We start from the raw sequence: 1,009 nt of genomic DNA, 5'->3' as shown, positions 1-1,009 counted from the left end.
AAACCAGTGCTGCGTTTTTAGACGTTGAGAAAACCAGTATTGAATTGATTCACCCACTTAACGGTGAAGGCCCTGTGCAGAAATACTTGGAAAAGAAAGGCGGTGGCATTCACCACCTTTGTTTCCGCAGCGACGATATCGAAGCGGATGTTGAGCGTTTGAAGGCAAAGGGTTATCAATTCCTTTCCGATGCACCTTCACCTGGTGCGCACAATTGTAAAGTGATCTTCATCCACCCAAAAAGTGCCGACGGCATTTTAATAGAGCTTAACCAACCCATGGATCAGTAAGCACTTACATAAGCATAACAATAGAGCAGCTATTACTTAACGAGAAATACTATGTCTGATAAAAAGCCTGATTTAGCCGCACAACTCGAGCAATGGGAAGCGCTTGCGACCAAACAAATGAAAGGGGTCAGTCCGGATGAAATGACCTGGCAGACGCCAGAAGGTATTCCCGTTAAGGTGCTCTATACCGAGGAAGATACAAAAGACCTGCCTCACACCCAGACACTTCCCGGTATGGCTCCCTTTGTACGTGGCCCAATGGCAACGATGTACGCCGGCCGCCCCTGGACCATCCGCCAATACGCAGGATTTTCCACCGCAGAAGAGTCAAATGCTTTCTNTCGCAAAAACCTGGCTGCCGGTGCACAAGGCGTATCAGTTGCCTTTGATTTAGCGACTCACCGAGGTTACGACTCAGACCACCCACGCGTAACGGGTGATGTAGGTAAAGCAGGTGTGGCGATTGATTCAGTCGAAGATATGAAAATTCTTTTCGACGGCATTCCGCTTGATAAAGTATCGGTATCCATGACCATGAACGGCGCAGTCTTGCCAATCCTGGCTAGCTACATCGTTGCAGCAGAAGAGCAAGGCGTTTCACAAGAACAGCTTTCAGGCACGATTCAGAATGACATTCTGAAAGAGTTTATGGTGCGCAATACCTATATCTACCCACCAAAACCATCCATGAGGATTATTGGCGATATTATCGGCTACAC

Annotated in this window: 2 protein-coding genes; both read left to right on the top strand. The window is 47.7% G+C overall.

Annotation, left to right across the window (positions count from 1 at the left end):
• Nucleotides 1-290, top strand: a 290-nt coding sequence (locus A3729_RS23490) for a VOC family protein (RefSeq protein WP_068634350.1), incomplete at its 5' end; no start/stop codon positions are given.
• Between the two features lie 51 nt (nt 291-341).
• Nucleotides 342-1,009 (top strand): methylmalonyl-CoA mutase family protein (locus A3729_RS23485; RefSeq protein ID WP_231877490.1); only part of this gene is annotated, 668 nt, incomplete at its 3' end.

Source organism: Oleiphilus sp. HI0043 (assembly GCF_001634935.1).
The sequence above is the reverse complement of the archived record's forward strand: the minus strand, read 5'-3'. Positions and strand labels throughout refer to the sequence as shown.